The sequence below is a fragment of the Bacteroides sp. FSHCM14E1 genome, assembly GCF_019633785.1.
GTDB classification, from domain to species: Bacteria; Bacteroidota; Bacteroidia; order Bacteroidales; family Bacteroidaceae; genus Bacteroides; species Bacteroides hominis.
Genome location: NZ_JADKYL010000003.1, coordinates 1 through 22994, shown reverse-complemented (window position 1 = coordinate 22994; position 22994 = coordinate 1). Strand labels below are relative to the sequence as shown.

At 38.5% G+C, this 22994-nt stretch carries 12 protein-coding genes, 1 tRNA gene and 3 pseudogenes; 6 read left to right on the top strand and 10 right to left on the bottom strand.

Annotated features, from left to right (window positions below; genetic code table 11):
• Positions 1–204: 204 nt before the first annotated feature.
• The 3 genes from ISX59_RS05760 to ISX59_RS05750 all read right to left on the bottom strand — a co-directional run bounded on the left by ISX59_RS05760 (position 205) and on the right by ISX59_RS05750 (position 2174).
• Positions 205–277: transfer RNA gene (locus ISX59_RS05760), tRNA-Lys, on the bottom strand.
• Between the two features lie 94 nt (positions 278–371).
• Positions 372–1511 carry an AI-2E family transporter gene (locus tag ISX59_RS05755; protein ID WP_044302162.1) on the bottom strand — a complete coding sequence of 380 codons (1140 nt, stop codon included), beginning with the start codon at positions 1509–1511 and terminating at the stop codon, positions 372–374.
• A 63-nt stretch (positions 1512–1574) separates the two neighbouring features.
• Entirely contained in the window at positions 1575–2174 is a 600-nt protein-coding gene (locus ISX59_RS05750; RefSeq protein ID WP_005778531.1) for a thymidine kinase, read from the bottom strand.
• Positions 2175–2178: 4 nt separating this feature from the next.
• On the opposite strand from ISX59_RS05750, the gene ISX59_RS05745 reads away from it, so the two are divergent.
• The 5 genes from ISX59_RS05745 (at position 2179) to ISX59_RS05725 (ending at position 6022) form a co-directional block, all read left to right on the top strand.
• Entirely contained in the window at positions 2179–2952 is a 774-nt protein-coding gene (locus ISX59_RS05745; protein ID WP_220575725.1) for a hypothetical protein, read from the top strand.
• Between the two features lie 18 nt (positions 2953–2970).
• The gene (gene rsmI / locus ISX59_RS05740; protein ID WP_044302158.1) at positions 2971–3645 is read left to right on the top strand and encodes a 16S rRNA (cytidine(1402)-2'-O)-methyltransferase; all 675 of its coding nucleotides are present in this window, start codon (positions 2971–2973) and stop codon (positions 3643–3645) included.
• 35 nt (positions 3646–3680) lie between these two features.
• Positions 3681–4538, top strand: coding sequence for a hypothetical protein (locus tag ISX59_RS05735; protein WP_005810598.1), 858 nt, complete (start codon positions 3681–3683; stop codon positions 4536–4538).
• 90 nt (positions 4539–4628) lie between these two features.
• Positions 4629–5321, top strand: coding sequence for a YjjG family noncanonical pyrimidine nucleotidase (locus ISX59_RS05730; protein ID WP_005810597.1), 693 nt, complete (start codon positions 4629–4631; stop codon positions 5319–5321).
• A gap of 56 nt (positions 5322–5377) precedes the next feature.
• Entirely contained in the window at positions 5378–6022 is a 645-nt protein-coding gene (locus ISX59_RS05725) for a MarC family protein (protein WP_005778522.1), read from the top strand.
• 109 nt (positions 6023–6131) lie between these two features.
• Here ISX59_RS05725 and ISX59_RS05720 read toward each other — a convergent pair whose 3' ends face one another.
• From ISX59_RS05720 to ISX59_RS05690, 7 genes and pseudogenes are all read right to left on the bottom strand, one after another.
• Positions 6132–7727, bottom strand: coding sequence for a SusD/RagB family nutrient-binding outer membrane lipoprotein (locus tag ISX59_RS05720; protein ID WP_044302156.1), 1596 nt, complete (start codon positions 7725–7727; stop codon positions 6132–6134).
• Between the two features lie 11 nt (positions 7728–7738).
• Positions 7739–10720, bottom strand: a pseudogene (locus tag ISX59_RS05715) (SusC/RagA family TonB-linked outer membrane protein); the annotation flags it as partial.
• A gap of 524 nt (positions 10721–11244) precedes the next feature.
• On the bottom strand, positions 11245–12744 hold the full coding sequence (locus ISX59_RS05710) for a RagB/SusD family nutrient uptake outer membrane protein (protein WP_220575789.1): 1500 nt from the start codon (positions 12742–12744) through the stop codon (positions 11245–11247).
• A 32-nt stretch (positions 12745–12776) separates the two neighbouring features.
• Positions 12777–15611 (bottom strand): annotated as a pseudogene (locus ISX59_RS05705) (SusC/RagA family TonB-linked outer membrane protein); the annotation flags it as partial.
• A 443-nt stretch (positions 15612–16054) separates the two neighbouring features.
• Positions 16055–17557 carry a RagB/SusD family nutrient uptake outer membrane protein gene (locus ISX59_RS05700; protein WP_220575723.1) on the bottom strand — a complete coding sequence of 501 codons (1503 nt, stop codon included), beginning with the start codon at positions 17555–17557 and terminating at the stop codon, positions 16055–16057.
• Positions 17558–17578: 21 nt separating this feature from the next.
• Positions 17579–20425 (bottom strand): annotated as a pseudogene (locus ISX59_RS05695) (SusC/RagA family TonB-linked outer membrane protein); the annotation flags it as partial.
• A 606-nt stretch (positions 20426–21031) separates the two neighbouring features.
• The gene (locus ISX59_RS05690; RefSeq protein ID WP_005783269.1) at positions 21032–22213 is read right to left on the bottom strand and encodes a Tsr0667 family tyrosine-type DNA invertase; all 1182 of its coding nucleotides are present in this window, start codon (positions 22211–22213) and stop codon (positions 21032–21034) included.
• Between the two features lie 453 nt (positions 22214–22666).
• Between ISX59_RS05690 and ISX59_RS05685 the strand changes: the two genes are divergently transcribed.
• Positions 22667–22994 (top strand): carboxypeptidase-like regulatory domain-containing protein (locus tag ISX59_RS05685; protein ID WP_206265680.1); only part of this gene is annotated, 328 nt, incomplete at its 3' end.

The window sequence follows — 22994 nt, the reverse complement described above, 5'->3', positions numbered from 1 at the left end:
CTTCCAAAGTAAGTCTATGCAAAATGCTATGAATCAGTGAGAAAGATGCAAATTCGTGGGACTTTTTAGAATTAAATTTTAGTCCCACGATTTATCCACCGATAATATGCTTGAAACGGCTATTTTCTGCTACCTGCCAGAAAAAAGAAATCCCTGATAATATCTGATTATCAGGGATTTGCTTGATTTTTCTTTTGTTTTCAGTGATCCGCCTGGGGCTCGAACCCAGGACCCCAACATTAAAAGTGTTGTGCTCTACCTGCTGAGCTAGCGAATCAATCCTTATTTGCGTATCAGTTATTTCCTGATTGCGGGTGCAAAGGTAGTGACTTTTTTTATATCTGCAAGCTTTTGGGTGAAAAAAGTTTTATTTATTTTTCGTTATCTTCCTCTATCTTCTGATTATCAGATGTTTCATGTGTGTCGTATTTTATTCTCTCTTTGTTGATGATGAAACGTTGATAATAGGAGAGCATTAGGGTGGTGAGCGGGAGTGCTATGATCATACCTAACATTCCGAGCAAGGATCCCCAGATGGAAAGAGATAAAAGAATGATGGCAGGGTTGAGCCCTGTGATCTTTCCCATGATTCTTGGGACAAGAAAACCATCTTGGATGGCTTGAACAACAATAAAAACAACGAGGGCGCCTGCCAGGATTACCCAGAAATTCTCACCGGTATCAGCAGCTTTTAGGATTGCTAATATGACGGTGGGCAAGAAACCGATAATCTGCAGATATGGAACCATATTGAGGGCACCGATGAAAAGTCCCAAGGCAATAGCCATCGGAAAGTCGATGATCAGGAACCCAATGCTGAACAAGATGCCGACACAGAAGGCAACAAGTGCCTGGCCGCGGAAATAGCGATTCATTCCATCCTGTATGTCATTGACCAGATTGGATGCAAAGGTACGGTATTTGCCTGGTAACAGGTGAAGCCATCCTTCTGCGATGGATTCATAGTCGAGCAAGATGAATACCACATATAATAAAATGATGAATGAAGCGAATACGCTAAACAGAATATTAATAGATTCCGCAACGAGTGCCCAAAGTTTAGGAACAGTCTCTTTAATGGTATTCATTATATTTTCTTCACTTAGGATTCGGTTCAGTGCTTGAAGGTCGATATGTCTGTGGATAAATTCCGAAAGAGTAGGAGGCACTGTTCCGGAACGATAAGCACCATTAGTCAGATAAGTAACCAACAGATCGTTCATTCGTCCTATTTCGGCAAGCATTGGGGGCACTAAAAGGTAAAAAATGGCAATTCCTACTATGGTAATGCTGAACAATGCGCAGAAAATAGAAATGATCCTGCTTTTAAAGCGTAATTTATACTGGAAAAATTTGACGAGCGGATAAATCATATAAGCGATAAGCCATGCCACAAAAAAAGGTAGCAGTACGCCGCTGAGCCTTTTAAAAAGTATCAGTAATCCCACAATGAGCGCACAGCAGATGGAACCACGTATGAAACTATCAAATGTAATCTTTTTCCTTTCCATAATAATCTGACGTTTGATGTGCGACCTCACCGGAAATGTCCGGGCTTTGCTACCGTGAGGTCATTATGATTTTTCTTTGTCCTCTTGCAGGGCTTTCTGGTAACACTCCCGACATAAAGGTTCGTATTCGGCTGTTTCACCCAATAGCACCTGTTTGTCGTTTTTCACCGTACGGTGTGAAAAAGAGGCTAATTGTCCACATTTTACACAAATGGCATGTACCTTGGATACTTCGTCGGCAATGGCACACAAAGCTGGCATCGGACCAAACGGTATGCCTTTGAAGTCCATGTCCAATCCGGCTATGATGACACGTACCCCGTTGTTTGCCAATTGATTGCATACATCTATTAATCCACTGTCGAAGAACTGTGCCTCGTCAATGCCTACCACATCAATTTCGGATGTGAAAAGCAGTATGCTGGCTGAAGAGTCGATGGGGGTGGAGGAAATGGTATTACTGTCATGTGAAACAACGTCCCCCTCAGAATAGCGTGTGTCAATGGCAGGTTTGAATATCTCTACGCGTTGGCGGGCAAATTTGGCCCGCTTCATGCGACGGATCAGTTCTTCGGTTTTTCCTGAAAACATGGAACCGCAAATTACTTCAATTCTTCCTCTTCTTCTCGTCTCTTGTATATGATCTTCTGAAAATAATACCATGCTGATGTATGTTATAATTGGTTGCAAAAGTAATAGTTTTATTGGCTTCTCGGTGTTTTTTCATTATTTATTTCTACATTTGCGAAGTCATTCAAGAAGAAATTCAGATGTAGATATGCAAGCATTGTTGAACGATATAGAATTGGATATTCAGGAACTTAAATGCCTGATGGAGGCCGTTTCGCGTAAACCGGATTCTGCTTTGCGTGAAGTGGCAAAGAGAAATATTGTGCAAATGCGTGGCCGGTTGGACATCTTACTGGAACAGTTGGATCGGGGAGCAATACCGGAAAACGAACTTCCTGACCGGATTATAAATCCAATGCCGGAACCTGTGTCTGCAGCAGCAGCAGAAGAAGAAGAAGAAGAAATAGTTGTGGGTAACCCGGAGAAAGATGAAGAGCCGGTAATAGTTCCGGAGGCTCCGGAGATGCCGGAACCTGAACAATTGGAGTTGCCTGAAGTGACCGTAGAACCGGCACAATCGGCTGAAGTATCTATGAAGATTGAAACCAATACGGCTTCTACACCTATTTTGGCCGAGCGGATTAAAACAGCCGGAGATTTACGCCGTTCAATCAGTCTGAATGATTCGTTTCGCTTTTCCCGTGAACTGTTTGGGGGAAGCATGGAGCAAATGAATCATGTATTGCAACAGATTGGGGAGATGCATTCACTGGATGCGGCTCTTGTTTTCTTATCTTCTAAAATAAAGGTGGAAGAGGAAAATGAAGCTAAAGTTGATTTAGTGGAACTTCTCAAAAAGTACTTTATATAAAAACGTGATTATTAGGATATGGGAAAACTATATGTGGTACCGACGCCGGTCGGGAATTTGGAGGACATGACATTCAGGGCTATTAAAGTCCTGAAGGAGGTCGACTTGATTCTGGCGGAGGATACCCGTACTTCCGGAATCTTGCTGAAACATTTTGAGATTAAAAACGCGATGCAATCCCACCATAAGTTTAATGAACATAAAACGGTGGAGAGTGTTGTTAATAGAATAAAGGCAGGAGAAACCATTGCTTTGATTTCGGATGCCGGAACACCGGGAATTTCTGATCCGGGTTTTCTGGTAGTTCGTGAATGTGTGCGCAATGGTATCGAAGTACAATGCCTGCCCGGAGCGACAGCTTTTGTTCCGGCGTTGGTAGCATCGGGATTGCCTAACGAAAAGTTTTGTTTCGAAGGTTTTCTCCCTCAGAAAAAGGGGCGTATGACAAAATTGAAATCGTTGGTGGATGAACACAGAACAATGGTGTTTTATGAATCCCCACATCGTTTGCTGAAAACATTGACACAGTTTGCCGAATATTTCGGTCCCGGACGTCAGGTATCTGTGTCCCGTGAAATTTCAAAGATTCATGAGGAAACGGTTCGCGGGACTTTGAGTGAATTGATAGAACACTTTACCGTTACCGAACCCCGGGGCGAGATTGTGATTGTACTTGCAGGAATAGACGATTAATAATAACTTCATTTAAAAACGTAAAACGTAATCGTATGAAAAAGTTAGTAGTTTTATTAGTATGCGCAGCTATGTTGGCTTCGTGTAACGGCCTGGGTGGTGGAAGTAAGGACCTGAAGGCAGAAAATGATTCTCTTTTGATGGAGTTGACCCAGCGCAATGCCGAATTGGACGAAATGATGGGTACTTTCAACGAAGTTCAGGAAGGATTTCGTAGAATAAACGCAGCTGAAAGCCGTGTTGACTTGACCCGTGGCACTATCTCTGAGAATTCTGCAACCGCAAAACAACAAATAGCATCTGATATTGAATTCATCACGAAACAGATGGAAGAAAACAAGGCACAGATCGCTAAGTTGCAGGCTATGCTGAAGAATAGTAAGAATAATTCGGCACAATTGAAAAAAGCCGTTGAATCTTTGACTCAGGAGTTGGTTGCTAAAACTCAGCGTATCGAAGAACTTCAGGCTGAATTAGCTTCTAAGAATATCCGTATTCAGGAGTTGGATGCTGCAGTAACCGGACTGACTGCCGATAAAGAGTCATTGGCTGCTGAAAATGAAGCCAAGGCAAAGACCGTAGCAGAACAGGATAAGGCCATCAATAGTGCATGGTTTGTGTTTGGTACTAAATCGGAACTTAAATCTCAGAAGATTCTTGAAAAAGGGGATGTGCTGAAGAGTGCGGATTTCAACAAGGATTATTTTACTCAGATCGATATCCGTACTACTAAAGAGATTAAATTATATTCTAAACGTGCTGATTTGCTCACTACTCATCCGGCTAAATCTTACGAGCTGGTTAAAGATGATAAAGGTCAGCTGACTTTGAAGATCACGAATCCGAAAGAATTCTGGAGTGTATCTAAATATCTGGTAATCCAGGTCAAATAAGTAGTATAAAACAAACGTAACTGATAAGGGCACGGACTACACAGTATGTAATCCGTGCTCTCTTTTTTGAAATGTACTTGATATATTAATATGAAATATAGAAACCTGTTTTTTGATTTAGATGATACTCTCTGGGCCTTTTCCCAAAATGCGTATGATACGTTTGAAGAAGTTTACGATAAATATGGATTGGGAAGGTATTTCGATTCGTTTTCCCATTTTTATTCTCTTTACCAAAAGAGGAATGCGGAGTTGTGGGTAGAATATGGAAACGGGGAGGTGACTAAAGAAGAGTTGAATCGACAGCGTTTTTTATATCCTTTGAAAGCTGTTGGCGTTGACGATGAAATGCTTGCAAAACGTTATTCTGACGATTTCTTTTTGATAGTTCCTACTAAAAGGAGGCTAATGCCGTATGCGGAAGAGGTACTTTCGTATTTGGCACCTAAATATAATTTGTATATTCTTTCAAATGGTTTCAGGGAATTGCAATCCTGTAAAATGCGTTCGGCAGGCATTGATACATATTTTGATAAAATAATTCTTTCGGAAGATCTGGGAGTGATGAAGCCTTGGCCGGAAATTTTTCATTTTGCTTTGTCGGCTACACAATCCGAACTACGTGAATCATTAATGATTGGGGATAGTTGGGAAGCTGATATTGTTGGTGCCCATGGAGTGGGAATGCATCAGGCTTATTATAATGTGTCCGGACGCACTGATTTTCCTTTCCGTCCTACTTATTCAATGACTGATTTGAAAGAGTTGGTGGAACTGTTGTAACATTTATAGATATATTGTATTTTTGCGTTCAATATAGAACGCATAAAAATACAACTATGGACACTCTCTTGCCTTTTGCTTTACTCTGTTTCACTTCTTTCTTTACATTGACTAATCCGTTGGGTACAATGCCCGTTTTTCTGACCATGACTCATGGTATGACTGATAAAGAGCGGCAAGCGGTTGTTCGCCGTGCCACTTTCGTCTCGTTTATCACTTTAATGGTATTTGTTTTTGCAGGGCAATTCCTTTTTAAATTCTTCGGTATTTCGACCAACGGATTTCGTATTGCAGGTGGAGTGATTATTTTCAAGATAGGCTTTGATATGTTGCAGGCACGGTACACTCCGATGAAATTGAAAGATGAAGAGATTAAAACCTATGCTGACGATATTTCGATCACTCCACTTGCCATACCTATGCTTTGTGGTCCGGGGGCGATAGCTAATGCCATTGTTTTGATGGAGGATGCCCATACCATTGAAATGAAAGGAACGTTAATTGGCATTATTGCTTTGATCTATTTTATTACCTTCTTGATTCTGCGTGCGTCTACCCGATTAGTTAAAGTGCTGGGGGAGACCGGAAATAACGTGATGATGCGTTTGATGGGACTTATTTTGATGGTGATTGCTGTTGAATGTTTTGTTAGTGGATTGCATCCGATATTGGTAGGTATCTTGAAAGAAGGGTTGCTATAAATCAGATACTGATTCGTTCAGAAAAAGAAGAATGCCCGGATACGTTTTATATGTAAATCCGGGCATTCTCTTTATTGTTTGATAAATACTTTAGAAAGCATTATGCTGATTAGCGGCTGCCACCGGCCCACCAAACCGGATCGGTATATACATACTGGCCGTTTCCGAATGCAGATTCTACGTTCGGGTTTGCACTTACATCATCTGCTCCATAAGGTGCGCGAAGTGGGAACTTGTAAGGGTTGTCCAGTTTGATATATTCCTCACCCATTGCTTTGAGGCGGCGTACATCGTTATAGCATTCTGTTGTCTCACCGAAGGCTCCAAGGAATGCAATATATTTCTGTACCATTACCTCTTTTACAGGATTGGCATCGAATAATGGTTTTACGTTGTTGGTGAAATACTCTTCTGCTTCAGCAGTTGTGATAGCTTTAGTAGTCTCTTTAACGCCTCCGTAACTTTTTACTGTAGGAGCGTTAAGTGCAGCTGTTACACCTGTTTCTGCATTTGCAATGGCTGCAACAATAGCATCTTTCAGAGCATCTGCTGCATCATTGGTCTTATTCAAGCGAGCCAATGCTTCAGCTTTCAGGAAAAGTAATTCATGATAGCTCATTAATAAAGTTGGGCATGTTTGCGAATATACGAATATAGGAGTATTATATTCATATTTAACAGACTCTGCCGTACCGTTATCGGCCATTAGGAATCTTGGGTCATCTGCACCGGTTACTTGGATGGACACAGCTTTTTCTTCTCCAGTTACCTTACCTTGTCCAATGCAAAAGATACGGCGTAATCTCGGATCCTTACGTTCTATTAGTTTATCAGCGTAGCTTTTACTTGCAGCCAATCCGTCACGGCTCCACTGGAAGTCAAATAACGGGTTTAAGTTTGTTGCACTATAAATAGAGAAAGCAGCCTGATCCTGAATAGATGTATATGATTTCTCTATGTACTCTAAAATTTTTTGTAAATCAGCTTCTTTTGAAGAAGAACGAGCTAACAGACGCATTGTATAACGAGCTTTCAAGCCGTATGCTAGTTTTAACCATGCTTCTCCGTCACCTTTATATATGAAGTCATACTCACCAATTTCATTGCTTTTGTCACCTTTGGGAAGATCAGTGATTGCTGCATCCAAATATTCCATAATGGTAGTATAAATAGCTTCTTGCTTATCTAATTCCGGGGTCATAAACTGGGGTTGTCCATTGACTAATTCCGGAAGAGCAGCCTGACTGAAAGGTGCATCTCCAAAAGAGTCTGCGATCAGTCCTGCATTGATTGCCGCCAATACTTCGGCGATACCTTTAGTTGTATAGTTGCCTTTCAATTCATCAGAGCTGATATTAATGGCGATACGTGCGTTTTTCAGTGTAGAGTATAAATTGCCCCATACATTGTTAAAAGTAGAGGATGCCGAGGGCTCTCCGTTACGTTTCTCCGCATTTGCCAATTGATTGTCTACTCCAACCATATGCTCTACGTAGGTAGAATAATATGTATTAAAGTCGCCTCCGATATTGCTAAATGCAGTTGCAGTGATTACGTCAGCCAAGATGAATTTGGCAGGTACACTGGTTGTGTGGTCTTTGTCTTCATTAATACGATCCATTGTATCTTCCGAACAGGAAGCAAATGCAACGGAAATCAATGCCACAGACAATATGCCTTTTGATAAATTAAATATTGATTTCATTTTTGTCCTTTTTAGAATTTAACTGTAATACCAAAACCATAGCTTGATGTTCCCGGGAGCGAGAAGCGTTCGAAAGCACCGGCCATGTTGTTATTTCCCTGTGATGATTCAGGGTCAATACCATTATCCATTTCTGACCAAAGCAATAAGTTACGTGCAAAGACGTTTACTGTTACGCCTAAGTATGACTTATCCAGTACCGGATAACTTAAAGCGATTTCGCGTAGTTTCAGGAATGAAGAACCGTATACTCCGGCTTCAGAGATCGTACTCAATCTGTCGAAGTAATTATAAGCGTTCTCACCGCTGATTTTGATGTCATTAGGTGCGTAAGAACCATCTGCCAACTGTTTTACAGCCGGTTTATTGAAGTAGAAGTAATCAGCTTTACGATAGTCTGCTGATTTCTGGGTTACACCATAATAGTCGAGTGTTGACACAGTACCGGCATACATACATCCACCTTGCTTCCAGTCAAGTACTGCAGAGAGGCGGAACTTATAAAATTCAAAAGTAGTATTGAAGCCCAGTCTGAAGTCAGGAGATACACTTCCCAACACTCTGTTTTCACCTAATGTCGGCATACCGTTTTCATCTACGACAATCTGACCATCTTCGTTTCTTTGATAGCTTGTACCATAGATAACCGGGAATTTATCACCGGCACTCAGACGTACTTGCGGATCAACAAAACCTCCTAACATGATGCTTGATACACCCGGAGCTAATTTATCGACATAGTTGTCGATTTTAGAGAAATTGAATGCAAAATCCCAGTTGAAGTTCTTAGTTTGGATCGGATTTACACTCAAAGTGATTTCGTGTGAGTTTGTATGTACCGATCCACCATTTGTGATCAATTCGCTATATCCGGTAGAAGTAGCCAAAGGCACCTCGAATATCTGATCCTTTACATTCTGGCGTGAATATGTATAGTTCAATGAAACTAAACCGTTCCAGAAACTGAAGTCTGCACCGATTTCGTATGATTTGGTGTTCTGAGGTTTCAGATTAGGATCATAAATTTTGTAATATGGAATATATGAGCTGATCGATCCAATAGGATACTGGATAGGAGTTCCTGAAGAGAATCCGCCACCATAGACCGGAGTTTTATAGTAAGAAGGATAGTAAGTACCTGCCTGCCCTACTTCTGCATAAGAAGCGCGAATTTTACCATAAGTCAGAACATCATTCTTCAGTGCTTCCAATTCGGTAAAGATGAAACCAAGAGAAACGGAAGGGTAAGTGAATGAACGGTTGTTGCGTGGCATGGATGAAACAATATCATTACGAACAGTAGCATTCAAATACAACATGCTACGATATGCTAATGAAATGTTACCGAAGTTACCAACGGTACGCTCGCGATGGTAGGTTCCTGTAGACGAATAGATTGATGCGTTAGCTATATGGTTCCATCCTGGGAAATTGAAGTTATTTCCGAGGTTGTATTTGTATTTTGAAGAATTATCGACTAATTCATTACCATATAATACATTTAAGTCAAGTTCCGGAGTGATTTTCCAGTCATAAGTAACAGTTAACAATGAATTTATTTCATTGTTTGTAACGCTCTGCTCTTCAATGCTACCTGTTCCGTTGGAGTGTCCATATCCCCATGTATCGGTATAGTTAGTGGTATAAGCATCGGTACCTAACTGGTATTTTACATCCAGTTTATGATTTTCTGTACCGAAATCAGTAGAATATTTAGCAAATGCATTTCCAAAAAAACGTTGAGTACGTTCTTTAAAAGAGTTATTTTCAACGGCCCAATAAGCACCATCAAAACCGCCTGTTGAACGATACGTGTTTTGTGTATAAGGATCTCCATCAATGTGTGATGGGATACCGGCTAAATCGTAGCTGGACGGTGCACCATATACAGTTGCCAGGATACCATTGTTGGCACCGGTTTGCTTTTTGATTTTAGAATAAACGAAGTTTCCATTGAAACCGGTAGACCAATTCTTGTTCAATTGAGCTTGTGCAGTTAGTTTTGCATTATAACGATCCATACCTGTAGAAGGTACAATACCGTTTGCAGTAGTACTTCCTAAAGACAAAGAGTAACTTCCTTTATCGAGGCTTTGTGCCACGTTTGCACTGCTGTTCCACGTTACACCTGTATTAAAGAAATCTTTAGCATTGTCATATGCACGAGGAGTAGCCCATGGGTCCAGTCCTGCTTTGGCACGCTGGTCTACATAGTATTGCCCCTGATGTTTACCGTATTTCTGGGTATAGGTATTATCCGTATTGCCACCATATTTGGGATCGTTAGCCAGTTCTGAGATCAAAGGACCCCAAGAACGAGAATCTGATGGGCTAAAAGCACCATTAAATCCTTGTGCGAATTCTTTTTGGAAATTCGGCATAGTAGAAACCTTATCGAATGATAAACCAGTGTTGATGGTAACTTCCGGTTTACCTTTACGTGCACCTTTACCGCTCTTGGTAGTGATTACTACCACACCATTTGATGCGCGCATACCATACAGAGCAGAAGCAGCTTGACCTTTCAGGATGTTGATGCTTTCAATGTCATTCGGGTCGATATCTACTGCACGGTTTGCATAGTCAGAGCCTGTAACAGAGTTGAAAGTATCCAAGTCTGTAGATGATGAGATAGGCATACCATCCACAACATACAGGGGAGTGTTATCTCCTGTAAACGAGCGTGATCCGCGAATAGTCATTTTGGAAGAGGCACCCGGCATACCTGATGACGGTGAGATCTCCACTCCTGAAACTTTACCTTGTAAAGCGCTGGAAAGGTTACTACTTGATGCTTGAGTCAGCTTATCTCCTTTCACATCTTGTACGGCATACCCTAACGCTTTTTTCTCTTTTGAGATACCCATTGCTGTTACTACGACTTCGTCAAGTGCCTTAGCATCAGTCTTTAATATCACTTTGATTATCGGTGCAATTGCTACCTCAGCAGTCTGCATACCGATATACGAAATCTGCAAAGTCTTTGCAGAACTGTAGTGTTTGCTAAAACGCTTATAATGTGCGTATTATACAACGATATTGAACTTAGTAAAAAGAAAAAAAGATTTATTAAAACGCTTATTATCAAAATACTACAAATCTTCTATTTTATTGAGAAGCTCAAAATGAAACACTTCATATATCTTACAATAATCAGATAATACATTGATTATCAGTACGAATAAGATTCTGCATTCTATTTCCTATTCTACTACATTTTTCCTTTGTACTAATTGACTATTTGCTTTATATAGATATTTTATTCACCTATCAATAGTCGAAATTTAGAGTAGTGTCACATTCACAGATCGCATATAAGATAAATATTTTTTAATGTGTCTTTCATTTGTATCTTGAAATAAACGACATTTTTTCTTTGAAAAACAGTTTGAATTACTTTTGGCTAATATACAACAAATGTCATAATGAAACTCAATAGGAAGTTCCATTATTGTGAAATAAAAAAGGCCACTCCCTTTAAAGAAAGCAGCCTTTTAATTACATGATTAATCCACTATTAATATCCGGGATTTTGTTGAGCTCTCAAGTTTGGATTTACATTTGTTTCATCAACAGGAATCGGGAGTATAGCTCTAAAGTAAGTTCGGTCAAAGCTTTGCGATTCTTTAATTAGTGAATAATGATACCCCTTATCTGCTTCATCTTTATAGCGAACGATTGTTTCATTATTGCGTAATGCATCAAAGTAACGTTGACCTTCACCAATCATTTCTTTTCTTCTTTCAAGAATGATTCTTTCTACTGTAGCATCTGCTTCCGAAACAGCCTTAGCTTCCGGATTCGCTCTCAGAATAATTTCATTCAGGTATTTAGCAGCTTTATCCTGGTGTCCCCCAAGCTTAGCCGCCGCTTCTGCAGCGCTCAAATATACTTCCGAAAGACGAAGTAAAGGCAGATTATTTAAACGCATTTCACCTACATCGTCCTTATCAGCCGGGAATTTATTAATGAAGATTTTTGCATCGCCATATTCTTCTTTAAGATCCTTATCATACTGAGCCGGCAATACCATACCTATACGAACATCTTTAGGATCCTGACTCAGCATAGCCATAAAGTTTTTTGTAACTATTGCATCCGCATATCCGTTCTCGTTCAGCAAATAAGCAATACCATTACGGTCAGTCCAGTCATCATTACTTGCATTTATAACTTCGAAAATCATTTCGTTCGTATGTGCTCCATTGTTTTTATACCATGCATCTACATATTCTTCATTAGTCCAAAGTTTATATGGAGAGTTGGTTATAATATCTTCAGCAACTTTAAGTGCATTCTCGTTATCACCTTTAGTCAGATAGACTCTGGTAAGCAAGGCTTTTGCTGCCCATTCATTAATATATCCCTGAGTCTTATCTTTAGCAAGATATCCAGAATTAATAGCGTCAGTCAAGTCTCTGATGACTTGCGTATAAACTTCTGCTACTGTATTTCTGGAAGGCAAATCATTTCGTTCCAAAGGTTTCAAGATAACCGGGACACCCAAAGAAGCTCCGTTATCGGCTGTATAAGGCATACCATAGATTCTCACTAAGTCAAAATGAACCAATGCCCTGACAACCAATGCTTCTGAATATATTTTACCTATTTGTGCTTCTGTTGCGTCAGTCACCTTTTTTTCGTTAATTGCTTGAATCAGACGATTGGCACGGCGAACTACATTATAAGGTATATTCCACATATTAGGAGCATCATCCACAGTATAGCGCATCTCATAGCATGATGACGAACGCATACCCTGAGTTCTGGCTTGCATATCCTCAGCACGGACATCTCCATAATAAAACATACGGGCACCGTAATAGCTGGTGCTATTAGAGTTTCCCTGAATACCATCATACATACCTGTACGTGCAGTCAGAGCATCATTATAGTTTGTAATTGCATCTTCTGATGGAATTCCGTCAGCAGGTTTTCTATCCAGCCAATCATTCCCGCAGGAAGACAAACTTAGGATAGTAGCAACCAGTGTTATTGATTTATATATCTTTTTCATAAATTCTTTTTTCATAAATTGTTTCTACTTGATTAAAAACCGATTTCAATACCAAATGTAACAGTTCGAAGAGCCGGAGTCTCGAATGTACACAATCCGTCAACCGGAACTTCCGGGTCAACATACAAACTCTTTTTCTTCCAAGTTAGCAGGTTGTTTCCTGAAACATAAGCTCTTAATTTACTGATACCTGCTTTAGACGACCAGTTTTGCGGTAAAGTGAATCCCAAAGTCATATTCTTCACACGTAAATGATCTGTAGACATCAGCCAACGCGAAGAGGCTTTATTAGTGTTACCGTATGCAAATTGTGGCAATTTGGCATTATCACCTGTTTTCTGCCAGGTATCTTCCATCTTGTAATAAGCAGGAACATTACCCACATAATTATAAGTACCTCCATTAGATTGTAGCCAGGTAGCATAATCATAAGCATGTCCGCCTAAAGAGTAAGTCAGGGTTAAATTGAAATCAATAAACTTCCAACTGATATAATTGGTCAAACCACCTTGTACTTTAGGTTCGATAGAACCGATAATCGTTTTATTAGCAGCAGCAGAATTTGTTGTTGTTTCACGGCTACCATCTTCACCGTTTATATAATACAGTTCTTTACCTGTTTGAGGATCAACACCTGCATATTCATAGGCATAGATAGAATAATATGGTTCACCCACACGGTGGATAGAAACCCCATCAATGATTTCCTGTTGTTCGCCATCCAACTTGGTCAGCTTATTCTTATTATGTCCTAAGTTCAAGGAAGTAGTCCAGAAAAGGTCCTTGTTCTGGATGTTGGTAGACTTCAATTCCAATTCAAAACCACGATTTCTCATTGAGCCAACATTCACAAGCATATTAGCAGTACCCGCACTATTGATTACACCGACTGCAGCAGAAATCGGTTTATCCATTAAGAGATCTTTTGTCTCACGGTTATACCACTCAGCAGAAATAGTCAACCTATTGAGTAGTGTAAGGTCAATACCGATATTTGTGGCATAATTCTTTTCCCATTTCAGATTCGGATTATAGAAACGAGCTTCTGACGAACCACCATTTCCATTATAATTATATCCAAATTCATATACCCCCATATATCCGTAATAGTCTTTGGGCTGTGTACCATTTACACCGTAAGAAGCACGGATCTTAGCATCAGTAATAACATTGGATAATGATTCCATAAATGCTTCCTGTGAAAGTCTCCATGAACCTGATACAGACCAGAAATTGCCCCAACGACTATCTCTTGATAAACGCGAACTTCCATCACGACGGAAACTACCACTTACATAATATCTTCCGGCATAATCATAATTCAAACGTCCTAAATAGGAAGTCATTCGATAACTATTAATGTTACTGGCACCTCTTGAAACACCTGCATTTGTAATCTCCGGTAAGTAGGATGGATAAGTATTACCATTAGTATAGGTATAATCGTATTTGTAATCCTCCGTTTCAAATCCCAACAGTACATCGATATTATGGTGTTCTGCAAATGTCTTGTTGTAAGTTAACTGAGTTTGAGTATTCAACTTGCTTCTGTTCATCATATAGCGTTGAAATACCCCTTTTGAAGAACGACCATCATTGGAACGAGGATCCCACCATACACGATTGTTTGTCTGGTTAAAATCATAACCCAAAGTTTCTTTTATATTCAAATTATCCCAGATATTCCATGTTGCGGCCAATGTATTCAAAGTACGCACAATTGTACTACGATCATAATTATACGTTGCAGTCTGAAGAGGATTGGCACCATTCAAAGCAGGGAAACTCGTACTAAATGTACCATCTTCATTATATGGGAATGTAGAGGGAGAAGCTGTCATAGCCAGACACATGATGGGGCTTGAGAAACTAGTCCCTTCCGAGTTTACTTTTTGATTTGAATTTGTAAACATCGTACTTGCCTCAATTGTAACGCGGTCTGCCGTATGACTCATATTTGCACGTCCGGTGATACGCTCGTATCCAGACTGTAGTGTAATACCTTCCTGTTTGGTGTATCCAAAAGAGGTATAGAATTTAGTCCGCTCATTTCCTCCTTGAGCATTTACTTCATAATTTTGGTGAGAACCGTTTCTGAAAAGAATATCTTCCCAATCAGTATATCCGCTCCAAGGTTTTGCAGCATATTTATCAATATTATTATCTGCATAGTTCGTGGCATAAGCTTCATCCTTTCCAGAATTTAAAGCATAGTTTTTAAGACCCATATATAGGATATCGCGTCTATCTTCACCATTCAGAATGGGACGATAATCAATAGCTTTGTTGGAGAATCCCCAGTCTGCCCTCACATTGAGTTTCAATTTTCCTGAAGCTCCCTTTTTAGTAGTAATTACAATAACACCGTTTGCTGCGCGTGAACCGTAAAGTGAGGCAGCCGCTGCATCTTTAATTACCGTCATTGATTCGATATCATTACTGTTGATGGTGGACAATAAGCTATTACCTGACTGAGAATAAGTGAATTGACTTGCGTCACCAGTCATTACAGGTACTCCATCAATGACGTATAACGGATCATTGCCGGCATTAATTGACCCCATTCCACGAATACGTACAGATTCAACAGCACCCGGTTGTCCGGAAGTAGACGTAATCTGTACACCGGCAACAGAACCGGCTAATTTATCTTGTACACTTAAAGAAGGAACATCCTGAAGTTTCTCCGTCGTAATACTTGATGCCGCTCCCGTAAAAGATGATTTTTTAAATGTACCATATCCTGTTACAACGACTTCGTCCAACACTTCCGTATCAGGTTTTAGCGTAATCTTCATAACAGGCTTAATCGCCACCTCAACAGTTTGCATACCAATATACGAAATCTGCAAAGTCTTTGCAGAACTGTAGTGTTTGCTAAAACGCTTATAATGTGCGTGTTATAAACAGTGCATGAACTTGGTATACATGTCTGTTCTCTATATCAATAATTTAATAATCAGTCAAATATAAAAATACTAAGAAGCCAAAGTTATTATATGTTTTATTATATCTCCCTCATAATAAGCATATAAGATAATGTCAATCAGTGTTATATAAGCAATAAGCTTTGGTCGTTATTCTACCATTTCGCTTCTCCAAGTAAATTCCGTTTTTTGTATGTACATATTTTTGATCTAAATCCTCAAAATATCATTTTTTGTTTTTTAATCACTTTCCAGATAAAAGATAAGTTTAATTTTTTCCTGTATTATCCTTTTAGATTCTTGAATGACAGATACAAATAACAAACCCACTACAAGTAGTTTCACTCGTAGTGGGTTCATTGTATAAATTTTACTACTTTAGATTAATATCCGATATTTTGTTGATCTTTCATTGCTGGATTGGCATCTATTTCATTTTGTGGGATTGGTAATAAAGTCTTGTAGAAATCACGGTTAAAACTGCGTACTTCCTCTTTTAATGCTTGTTGCCATCCCTGATCTTCTTTAGATGTATAACGAACTATAGTTTCATTATTACGCATCGCATCAAAAAAACGGTGTCCTTCGCCTATCAATTCTTTTCTTCTTTCCGATAAAACCCTATCAACCGTAACAATTGTACCCTGCACTGTGTTAGCCGGATTAGCACGTTTTACAATAGCATCTAAATACTTTATAGCTTTATCATTCTGATTGCCTAATTTGGCAGCAGCCTCAGCTGCATTTAAGTATACTTCTGACAAACGAAGCAACGGAACATTGTTATAACGTAAATCACTTAACCCATCTGCAGGATATTTATTTAAAAAGACTGTATTTGTCCCATACAACTTCTGGAAATCCTTAGTTGTTGGAGCTAAAAATACACCTAAGCGTACATCCTTCGGATCTTCATTTAACAAATCGAGAAACTTTTTAGTTGCAATTACGTCTGCATATCCATCCTCATTATATAGGTAGGCGATACCCTCACGATCTGTCCAGTCTGTAGAACCAGTAATAGCTATTTCAAAAAGCATTTCGTTAGAATGAACTCCACTGATTTTGCTCCATGCGGCAACATATTCTTCATTAGTCCAAAGTTTATATGGAGAATTGGTTATAATATCTTCAGCAACTTTGAGTGCATTCTCGTTATCACCTTTAGTCAGATAGATTCTGGTGAGCAAGGCTTTTGCTGCCCATTCATTGATATACCCCTGAGTCTTATCTTTAGCAAGATATCCTGAGTTAATAGCATCAACCAAGTCTTTGATAGCTTGCGTATAAACCTCTTCTACTGTATTTCGGGGCAATTTGCTATCTGAATCCAATACCATAGTAACTACAGGAACACCCAATGAAGCAGGTGCTCCAGGAGCAGTATAGGTTTTACCATACACACGTACCAAATCAAAATGTGCCATAGCCCGGGCTACTTTTGCTTCTGCTGCATACTGAGCAATGATATCCGCTGCTTCTTCCTTATCAGTCAGTTTTCCACTTTCTGCTGCTTCAATAATTCGGTTGGCACGTCCAATAATAACATAAGGCGTTTGCCAGATATCAGGTGCATTGTCCGCAGTTGAATAAGTCATGTCATAACTCAATTGAGAACGGCTGCCGGATTTTTCTGTCTGCATATCTTCGCCTCTTACCTCTCCATAATATAACATACGAGCAGCATAATAATCGTTGAAATCGCTAGTTCCCTTAATCATTTGATACATTCCAGCACGTACAGAAGAGAGGTCAGCACTCGTAGTAACAGCTTCATCTGCTTCCACCTGGTTGCCTGGTTCTACGTCCAGCCAATTATTGACACACGAAGACATGCCAACCGTTAAAGTAATAGCTATTAATGCTTTATATATTATATTCTTCATATTTATTTTCTTTTTTAATTATTAAAAACCAATTTCTATACCGAATGTATACGTTCTTAATGCAGGCATTTCGAACGTACACAAGCCATCTACAGGCATTTCCGGATCAACTAACAAGTCCTTTGATTTCCAAGTTAGCAAGTTGTTAGCAGAGAAATAAACTCTCGCCTTGGAAATTCCCATTTTAGATAAAAGATTCTTGGGTGCAGAAAATCCTAATGACAGATTTTTCAAACGAAGATAGTCAGTAGGCATTAACCAACGCGATGAAAGTACGCGTGAGTTCCCATATTTGAATTTAGGCAATTTAGCATTATCTCCCTCTTTTTTCCACATATCTTCCAATTTATAGTATGAAGGAATAGCCCCATAAGATGTATAAGTGCCACCGTTGTCATGTAACCAGGTTGCATAATCTACGGCTTTACCCCCTAAAGAATAAGTTAGTGTCAGATTAAGATCAATAAATTTCCATTTTAAGAAATTTGTTAATCCGCCTTCTACTTTCGGATCATGATGTCCAACAATGACTTTCTGAGCTTCAGAAGTCAGGGTTGTGGTTTCATTAGTGCCGTTGTTTTTATAATACATTTCATTACCTGTTTTGGGATCGACACCTGCATATTCGAACATATAATAGGAATAGTATGGTTCACCTACACGATGTATCAACGCACCGTCTATTTCATCCGTTTGGATACCATCCAGTTTAACCAATTTATTCTTATTATGCCCAATGTTAAAGGTCGTTGTCCAGATCAGATCCTGAGTCTGCAGATTAGTTGAGGATAAACTAAACTCGATACCCTCATTTTCCAGAGAACCTACATTCTGCAAAGCTGTCGGAGCAAAACTGATTGGATCATAATAACCTGGAACATAAGAGATCCGTTTATTCATTAACAAATCACTTGTTTTACGTGTATAATAATCCACAGTTAGACTCAGACGTTCCCATAAAGTCACGTCTAATCCAAGGTTAAAAGCTTTATTCTTTTCCCATTTCAAATTAGGACTCCCGATGCCAATAATTCCCATACCCGATTGTCCATTATAAATTTGTCCAGCCCTATACATATTAGTCATATAACTATAATAAGTACTGGGTTGTGTCCCATTTACCCCATACGACAAACGAAGTTTACCATCAGTTATTACATTTCTGATAGATTCCATAAATGACTCTTGCATAAATCTCCAAGATCCGGATACAGACCAAAAGTCTCCCCAACGATTATTTCTTGCTAAACGGGAACTTCCATCACGGCGGTAACTGACCCCTGCATAATACTTATTATCAAAATTATAATTCACACGCCCCAAAAAAGAAGTTAAACGCGATTTATCACGGTTACTATTAGAAGAGGTTTCTCCTGCATTTGCAATTTCATTCTTGTAACCAGGATATTGAGAACCATGAGTATACACCCAAATATCCGTGAAGTCTTCTGTTTCAAACCCCAATAAAGCATCCAAGTTATGTTTTTGGCCAAATGTCTTGATGTAAGTTAGCTGGGTCTGGGTTGTCAATGTTTCCAGTGTACGATTATAACGCTGAAATACTCCATTGGAAGAACGTCCGTCCATACTACGAGGATCCCACCATACAGATTCAATTGAAGAAGTATAATCAAAGGCTATTTTTTCACGTAACTTTAACTCATCCCAAAGAGTAACAGTAGCTGTCAATGTATTAAATGAACGTGTAATATCATTACGATCATAATTATAAGTACGTGTTTGGACCGGGTTTGCGCCATTCGTCAAAGGAAAATTAGAACTGAAGGTTCCATCTTCATTATAGGGAACGACAGAAGGTGACGCTGTCCAAAAAGCATTCATAATAGGACTGGCAAAAGAAGTTCCTTCGTTAGTCATATTCTGATGAATACGTGAAAATAAAGTAGAAGCTTCTAATCTTACACGTCCTGTTTCATGAGATAGATTTGCATTACCTGTCATGCGTTCTAAACCCGAACGTTCAGTAATTCCTTCTTGTTTAGTGTAAGCCAAAGATGTATAAAATTTCGTCTTCTCTGTTCCACCTTGAGCACTGATTTCATAATTCTGGTGACTACCATTTTTGAACAAGATATCTTTCCAATTTGTCCAACCGCCAACTGGTTTTGCAGCAAAAGTATCAATATCATCTTCTAAAGCAACTTCAGCCTGGGCTGCAGTCATACCCTCTTCATCCATATAATAATTCTTTAGACCAAACTTAATCAATTCACGACGATCATCTCCACTAAGAGTCGGACGGTAATTGACTGCTATATTGGAGAATCCCCAGTCACTACGAAAATTAAATTGAGTTTTTCCTGTGGATCCCCTCTTAGTTGTGATCACAATAACACCATTAGCAGCACGTGAACCGTAAAGTGAGGCAGCCGCTGCATCTTTGATGACCGTAATTGACTCTATATCATTACTATTTAAGGTAGCCAATACGTTGGTACCGGTACTATTATATCCTTCACCTGTATTGGGAGTATTAAAAGCGCTAATATTTCCTGATTGTACTGGGGTGCCATCAATTACATATAAAGGATCATTCCCTGCATTCATAGAACCCATTCCACGAATACGCACGGATGTTGTAGCTCCCGGTGCACCTGAATAGGAACTGATTTGTACTCCCGGGATAGAACCTGCAAGTTTATCTTCTACAGCCATAGTGGGGATATCTTGCAATTTTTCAGTGGCCATTGTGGATGCTGCACCTGTGAAAGTCGATTTTTTAAATGTACCATATCCTGTCACCACTACCTCATCGAGAATTTCGGTATCTGATTTTAATATAATTTTCACAACTGGTTTAATTGCTACCTCAACAGTTTGCATACCAATATACGAAATTTGCAAAGTCTTTGCAGAACTATAATTGTACTATAAACTGTTTATTATCAGTATTTTATAAAAGATACAGAGAACTTGTGCTTATACTACGATATCAATGGTTATATGTTTGAATATCAAATATATATGATAACAGTACTAACAATAAAAGCTGAATGATTCCTATATCGATCTCCCACTATTGTACACGTAATCCGCTTATTGTAAGTGAAATATAGATTAAAAAGTATACGATTGAAAAAAGAATGTTATACTCAATAGTTCCAAACGAAAAAAAAAGTCATAAAGCAGTCTATTATTATTTTACATAAACGGTTTAGAAATGAAAAAGGATAATTACTAATTTGATATTTATATAAAAACAGAGAATGCCAACCTAAATTTCCTTATAATAGGATTAATAAACTTATATATTTAATAAACAGCCAATTAAACCGTTCACATTTTGCATGTAGGAAGTTAGTTTTAACATCATGTTAAAACTAACTTCCTACATGCAAAGAATTAGTGATTTTCAATCAGAAAACAAGTTCTTTATAGAAGCGGTACTTGCGAACTGTGATTCGTGTTAACAATGTTAATAGCCAATACATCTACGTAAGGCACAAATCTCTGTTACATGTAAGATACTTTGCGATTATTTTTAGACTTTTCTAAGTCTCGTACAATAGTTATGTCCATTATATTAGTATAAACTTGAGTTGTCTTCACGCTTTTATGTCCCAATAGCTTTTGTACAGTAGTAATATTGACTCCACTGTATATTAATAATGTAGCATTGGTATGGCGAGCGGTATGGAACGAAATACGTTTATTCAACCCTGATAATTTTGCTATGATCAATAATTCCTTATTCACATTTGAATTATCTCTAAGCTTAAAAAAATCAGCAAGATTATCCTGATATTTATTCAAGACTTCTATTCCTTTTCCCTCAAATAAAAGATAAAGCGGAAGGCGTACTTCCGTATTCGTTTTCACAGATTTATAAATAAGCCAGGTTTCCTGATGCATTTTCACTATGTTTTCAGGGGATAAGTTGGTGAAGTCAGAATATCGTAATCCTGCATAACAACAAAAGAGGAAAGCATCTTTTGTCTTTTCCAGTTTCATAAACCGACCATCCAATTCCAAACTTTCAATCTTTCCTAATTCTTCTGGAGAAAGGTGAGTATGGCTGTTTTCGATACTTTTAATTTTATATTTTCTAAAGGCATATTTCTGTATCTCCATATATTCTTTATTTATGGCTACATTGATATGTCTTTTCAAATGTTTCATGTGCTTCGCAATGGTATTGGTGTGATACCCTTTTTGCTGGAGGTAATGATCAAATGAGGATATAAATTCAAATGTCAGATCTGAGAATGACACATCTTTCTTATAGCCTCTCAATAACTCCAAAGTTGATAAATGGTTACGTTTGGTACTCTCCTTCAATGAAGATTTGGCTATTTCGTTGCGGAAGAACGCAATAAACGAAGTTCCATCATCCTGACTTTCCATTGAATTTTTTAGTGAATCCAATGAAATTTGTTTTCCCTGTTGCCACAATCCCAGTTCTTTCTTCTCTATTTCTGCCATGAACTCATAGAGCATGTGATTGATAGCATCCGCATTAGGGTGGTTTTTAACCATCCTTTTCTTGAAATCCCATTGGTCAGGACTCAAGTAAACCTTGGTAGAAAAATATTTCTTCTTCCTGTTTAAGTAAGCCTCAACCTGTACCAACGCCATCCCTTTTTTGTTCAGGCTCTTTTTTCTATTATACACTAAACTGTAAATAATTTTATCCATTTCCTTTATTTTTAATTAATACTATGGACAAATAAGACGTGCATAGACTCAATATTAGAATTGAATAAGATTTAATATCTGCTAAAACCTGCTATTTTTTATATAGAAATAACTAATTTGTATTTTTAAAAAGTGGCTAATTTATATTTATAAAAACTTCCTTAACAGAAAAACGAGCACTATTTTTGCTCATATTAAGCCTTGAATATACAAAAATGGACCAAAATACATATTATTAGCACCTGCAACATGTTAGCAATACAAACCTCGTTTACGTTTTTTAAGGCATATTTCTATGTTATTAGACATAAAATTGCGCATTTAGATAACGATTTGTTATATTTGCAAGGTTTTTTTATAGAAATAATTGTTCGTTTCATATTTCTTAATATATTTGCATTTTGTTAGAGTAAAGAAACAATTAATGTAAAGTTAAACTTTAAGAGAGAATTTATGAAAAGAAAATTAATGCTGTTATTGACTTGCCTTTTTATAGGTATAGGTCTAGTAACCGCCCAAACTCAGAAGGTAACAGGTGTTGTTATTTCTGAAGAAGATGGGCAACCAGTTGTTGGAGCCTCTGTATTAGCTAAGGGCACCACTGTAGGTGTTATTACTGATCTAAATGGTAAATTTACGTTATCTGGTATACCAAGTTCTGCAAAGACTTTGCAGATTTCGTATATCGGTATGCAGACTGCTGAGGTAGCAATTGCACCTAATATTAAAGTGATATTAAAGACTGATTCTAAGGCACTTGATGAAGTGGTAGTAGTAGCTT

Excerpts from the sequence above, each read along its gene's own strand:
- ISX59_RS05725 (WP_005778522.1), top strand. The coding sequence starts at position 5,378 with ATGGACACTCTCTTGCCTTTTGCTTTACTCTGTTTCACTTCTTTCTTT.
- ISX59_RS05710 (WP_220575789.1), bottom strand. The coding sequence starts at position 12,744 with ATGAAAAAGATATATAAATCAATAACACTGGTTGCTACTATCCTAAGT.
- ISX59_RS05690 (WP_005783269.1), bottom strand. The coding sequence starts at position 22,213 with ATGGATAAAATTATTTACAGTTTAGTGTATAATAGAAAAAAGAGCCTG.
- ISX59_RS05700 (WP_220575723.1), bottom strand. The coding sequence starts at position 17,557 with ATGAAGAATATAATATATAAAGCATTAATAGCTATTACTTTAACGGTT.
- ISX59_RS05750 (WP_005778531.1), bottom strand. The coding sequence starts at position 2,174 with ATGGTATTATTTTCAGAAGATCATATACAAGAGACGAGAAGAAGAGGA.
- ISX59_RS05755 (WP_044302162.1), bottom strand. The coding sequence starts at position 1,511 with ATGGAAAGGAAAAAGATTACATTTGATAGTTTCATACGTGGTTCCATC.
- ISX59_RS05720 (WP_044302156.1), bottom strand. The coding sequence starts at position 7,727 with ATGAAATCAATATTTAATTTATCAAAAGGCATATTGTCTGTGGCATTG.
- ISX59_RS05745 (WP_220575725.1), top strand. The coding sequence starts at position 2,179 with ATGTATGTTATAATTGGTTGCAAAAGTAATAGTTTTATTGGCTTCTCG.
- ISX59_RS05730 (WP_005810597.1), top strand. The coding sequence starts at position 4,629 with ATGAAATATAGAAACCTGTTTTTTGATTTAGATGATACTCTCTGGGCC.
- ISX59_RS05735 (WP_005810598.1), top strand. The coding sequence starts at position 3,681 with ATGAAAAAGTTAGTAGTTTTATTAGTATGCGCAGCTATGTTGGCTTCG.
- rsmI (WP_044302158.1), top strand. The coding sequence starts at position 2,971 with ATGGGAAAACTATATGTGGTACCGACGCCGGTCGGGAATTTGGAGGAC.